This window comes from Algoriphagus ratkowskyi (genome assembly GCF_002150505.1).
Classification (GTDB): domain Bacteria; phylum Bacteroidota; class Bacteroidia; order Cytophagales; family Cyclobacteriaceae; genus Algoriphagus; species Algoriphagus ratkowskyi.
The window spans coordinates 1-4967 of sequence record NZ_MSSV01000046.1; the positions used below are offsets into that span (position 1 = coordinate 1).

Annotated in this window: 4 protein-coding genes; all 4 read right to left on the reverse strand. The window is 35.7% G+C overall.

All coding sequences use genetic code 11. From position 1 onward, the window contains the following. A partial coding sequence (locus BVH02_RS21060; protein WP_455423291.1) for a hypothetical protein occupies window positions 1-549 on the reverse strand: 549 nt, incomplete at its 3' end. 343 nt (window positions 550-892) lie between these two features. Further along, a complete protein-coding gene (locus BVH02_RS21065; protein ID WP_086503447.1) occupies window positions 893-2389 on the reverse strand; it encodes a fibronectin type III domain-containing protein in 1497 nt (498 codons plus the stop codon). 384 nt (window positions 2390-2773) lie between these two features. After that, complete coding sequence (locus BVH02_RS21070; RefSeq protein WP_086503448.1) at window positions 2774-3235, reverse strand: hypothetical protein; 462 nt, start codon at window positions 3233-3235, stop codon at window positions 2774-2776. A gap of 304 nt (window positions 3236-3539) precedes the next feature. Further along, window positions 3540-3920 (reverse strand): hypothetical protein, encoded by a 381-nt coding sequence (locus BVH02_RS21075; protein ID WP_086503449.1) that lies wholly within the window; start codon window positions 3918-3920, stop codon window positions 3540-3542. Between the last annotated feature and the right edge of the window lie 1047 nt (window positions 3921-4967).

Here is a 4967-nt window from a genome sequence, read left to right on the forward strand (position 1 = left end):
TCCACCGGGAGTTTTGTTGTGCTCACCTGCTCCCTGGCGGGATTCTCTTATTCCTTCAAAATATTTCTCTTCTTCCTCCGCATTCTCTGCTTCCATGGTGGCGATTCGACATTCTGCACAAACTGGGGCCCTTACAACCTGTCTTACATTTCCCAAATGATCCTTGACAAAATATTCGTAATTGAATTCCGAATTTTCATAAGCAACCCGGCCTTCCTCATGGATGATGTAATCCAGCTGTCCGGATTCAAACATAAATTCTCCGATGTAATCTTTGGTGGAACTTAGTACCGTACCGGTATAGAACCGCTGTTGCCGTTTGACTCCATCCGCATCATAGTCATATTCGATTTTCCCGGCCCCTGAGGCAAAAGTAACCCGGCTGGGAAGGTTTAAGTGATTGTACTCGATCTGGTCTATGTTCTTATCACTGTTTGAGATCTGATTGCCGTTGGCATCATAGCCATAATTCTGTGTGGACTGTTTATTGGGCTTGAAGTCATTAGAAAGATGGTTTGTGCCACTTACCTGATCCGTAACTCGTGTCAATCTGTTGGAATATTCATTTAAGTCGTAGGATTCAGGGTATTTGTATTCCCCCTCTGTGTGTAGTTATACCATGGTAGTGACTGGGTGTAGGTGCAAACTAACCCTATTATCCATACCAAATTGAAATTGATAATCAACCTGAACTACCAATAACCCACATCAATAAATCCTTTCGTTTCCCTAATACCTGCCCGCCTGGCGGGGTTTGTAACTCCGCCTTTATATCAAGGTAACTTTGTTATTTGCTTTAGCGTAAGACGATTGACAAAAACCAATTACAAATTTATAAGGTTAGTAGGGGGATTTGCCTAAATTATTTATTTTAGTCTTAAATTGGAGATACTTAGAAATTTCCTAATGGATCAGTTTTTATAAAAAGGATTTTGCCATCGCAAGCTTTAAAAGTCCATGAACTTGCAGCAATTCTGAAACCTTCGTCTGAATCTAGAATAATATCTCTTGCGTAAATATTGGTAAAGTCCTCACCATAAGAGGAGTTCCATTCTTCTATTCGGCTGTGATTGAATTTGGTTAAGCTAATTCTTGTTGCGTAGGCAAAATTGTCTACTCCACCTAAAACAATTAAGCCTTTATCAGAAGTTTCTTTAATAGAATAAAAATGACCATTTGTATGGGTTAAATTCCAAATTTCTTCTCCTAAAGGATTTACTTCAAATATTCTCGCTTTATAATCGGAATTAAATTTATGAGACCTAAATCCTCCAAAGACATAATTACCGTTGCTAAGTGTGATTATAGATTCAGGAAAGTCATAGTGTTGGTCACCATAGGTTTTTTCCCATAAAATATCCCCACCCTTAGTAAGTTTTAGAAGCCAAAAATCTATTTGACTGCAATTACCATAATTGTATTCTTGGCGAGTACAGCCACTTGTATCTTGAGCACCAAGAATCAATAATTTCTGATCAGGAGTGATAATTATTTTTCTAAAGTTATTTCTTAACGATTCCTTGAATTCTTTTTTCCAAAGGATATTTCCATCTTCGTTTAATTTCATTAATACTCCCTGTTGAATAACATTTTCATTTTCTGAATCGGTATCTCCTATGAGGTAGATGTCTCCATTCAGATCCTCAACGATATCCATGATTTCCACACCACCCTGTTGCTTATTGAATTTGTCAATGACTTTAGCCCAAATTTCATTTCCATTCTGGTCTAGCTTAAGTACATAATAATCACTTACTATTAAAAATCCTGTTTTGGTGCGAGCTGCACCAAAATCCGAAATATACCCATTATCATACGGATAGTATTTTACCCAAATTGAATTACCCAAAGGATCTATTTTAGTAGCATAATTGAAATAACTATATCCATTTTCAGAGGCTTTCCCCAAAACAAAATAATTACCGTCTCCAGCCTCAAAAATAGAATTTATAAAACCATCTGAACATCCATGATCCAAGTTGAAATTTAGATATTTTAAGAAATTGAGGTAATATTTTGTTGTTGTAAACTCAAATTCAACCGCTGTTTGCTTCCCTAGATTATCTTCGGCAATTACCTGACCTTTGTATAGCGTTAATTCTTTTAGGTCTTCTATTGTGTAGCTGTTATTTATGAAGTCAGTGAGAATTAAACTATCCTGAAGTGAAATATGGTATTTCGGTTTAAAACCCTCAGGATCTTTGGCTTCATCCCATCGAATAGATACTTTGTCCGAAGCAATGCTGTCAATATAAACTTTAAAGACCTCAGGAGCCAAATTTTCCACCTCATTATTTTTGTCTATATCATTAGTTGGAGTATCTTCGAGATTGCTATTACAAGAAAGAAAAAAAGGCAAAATAATAATGAAATAAATGTAGGTTCTCATGGTCCCATTAAATATTTAAAGTTATTGAAAAAAACTTTCTGTTAAATAGTGTAGTTTTTCTCGAATATTAAATTGTATGCGTGATCGGTTAGCCCTCTGATTTCAACTTGACGCTGGGTGGAATTTGCAATTCCCACTTCTAGGAGTAGTCAAATCAGGGCTGTGACTGAGTGAAGTTTGAAACTTCACCCTACTATCCTTACCAATTTGAAATTGGTTCAAGATCAATAATATTAAATTCATAATGAAATCCAAATTACAATTTCTATATAATAGGAAGGTGTAATTGCATCCGACTACTGTACGGCTTCCACCCAGTCAACGCCTCTTTAAAATTCAACTTTCAATTACACTCAACGGGGGAAAAACATTGCTTATAAATACCTAATATATCTCCGACTTTATAAGATCCAATAGCTTGGGGTTGTCCTCCACCAATTCACCATTCAATATAGTGTCGAAAAACTCCCCAAGGCATAAGGTATCTGACCTACTTTCATATTCTATTAGAAGTTTGATCCTTATGTCTATGGATTTTTCCTGCCGTTCAGTTTTCAGTTTATTAACCTCTTTATTCAGATGTTCTAAAAAGGCCCTATCTGTAACTGTTTTGGTTTGTAGCAATACGGAAGCAATGTACTCCAAATTATCACAAGTCACCGGTATCATCACCGTAGTTTCCTTGGGCAAGTATTTTATTATCACCTTTTTAATTTTTTCATTCGGTGACTGGCAAGAAACCAGTACCAAAATCAAGCATGTGTATACCAGTTTATCTATTTGGCCCATATTTCTTAACCCATATTTCTTAAGTTGACTGTCCACATTATACCCCTTCTGTTTCATTTTTTGATAATAATTATAGGTAGCTGCCCTATCAACTTTATTGGATGTAGGGCTTCTTGTTACAACCTGATTTCCAGAATGTGAGGTTCTTGTTACTCCTGTGAGGTAGTCAATTCAATGTGGTGACTGGGTGGAATTTGCAATTCCACCCTCATATCCTTACCAATTTGAAATTGGTCTTCTTTCATATTGTCTTGTATCTTGAACAAATTACAAATTTGTATTGATAGAAAGGCATAATTGCATCCGACTACTGTACGGATTACGCCTAGTCCCCATGAACTATTGACTACACCGAGCGGGGCTATCCATTAATACAAGCCTCATATTTCACTATACTCTTATTTTTTTTTCTTGTCAAAAATGAAATCGGTAAAACACTTCCGATTGAATTCATTTTCATATTTGGTAAATAAAAGTTGATTCGATTTTTTAAGAGCCTGTTTTTATCACTTTCTACAATTATTTCCTCAATATTAGATTTTAAATAATCTTCAATAAACCTAAATGATTCACCAATAGTAACTATATTATTTTGTATAACCACTTCCTCGTTGTTGATAAATAAGTCAAAATAGTTTTCGTATATATCAATTTTAAAATTGGCAAACTGTTTAGTTTTTGAGAATAGAATAAATGAACATAGATTATTTTCATGATTAATATTTACCTGGGAGAATTTCATTTTTGCAATTTATCAATAATTAAAATATTGTAAATTTTAATTGACAATTCTTTTGCAGATCCATTGAGCTCATTAAATGCCTCTCTTATTCTTTTGCTTTCCATGAAATTATAATTACCCATAGTTCTTTATTTATAAATTTGAAAAAATTTAAAACCATTATACTTGGCTCTAAATACGTGATTCGATCCATGATTTGACCATCCAATTCCTGTGTTCATTCCTGTATTTAGAATTCCCCTCTTGGTCGTAGTACTTTCTCAATACATTGGAAGTTCAATTGAGCGCTGGGTGGAATTTGCAATTCCACCCTCATATCCTTACCAATATCCTATTGAGAACCACTTCAAAATTCACTACTTCACTTAGCCTGTAAATCCTAAATACCTGCACGCCGTGGCGGGATTTCGAGTAATTGAATAAGAAAATCTTCGAGCTTCTCCAATAAATAAAGCTAAATCAAATTGCCCGAAGTACAAATTCTGAAAGATATGAAGGCGTAGTTGCAAACCTACACCTAGGCACCACCACTGACAATCTACACCCAGATGGGGTACGGATTACACCTAGGCCAACATTCTACTCCTAGCAGGGGGTCATCACGAACTTTTGACTACGCTGAGCGGGGATTCACTTCCGTTCATCTCACTTATTCGCACCTGATCCGTCCAGTGAACCTTTTCCTCTTTCCGTTCAACACCATTTCGTTACCCAAACAGCACCGAGAGGTGGTTTGCAAACTCCGCTTACTTAGCGATTGCGGTAGACCTACTACCATCTTCTATACAACATGTCTTTGATTCACATCAACGACTTCACGACACACCTACGCCGAGCGGTGGGAATACAGGATATGCTGACAAAACGAAAATGAAGAGTTTAAAATACTTCATATGCTTTTCACTCTGCCTTTAACATCATCTGGTAAGCTAATTTCAAAGTCACTTTCTAAAGAACTTAAAATCGTTTTAATATCTGATTGAGCTTTTAATACAGAATAATTTTTGTCTATTTCTTTGAATTCATGCTTAATTGCATCACTATAAA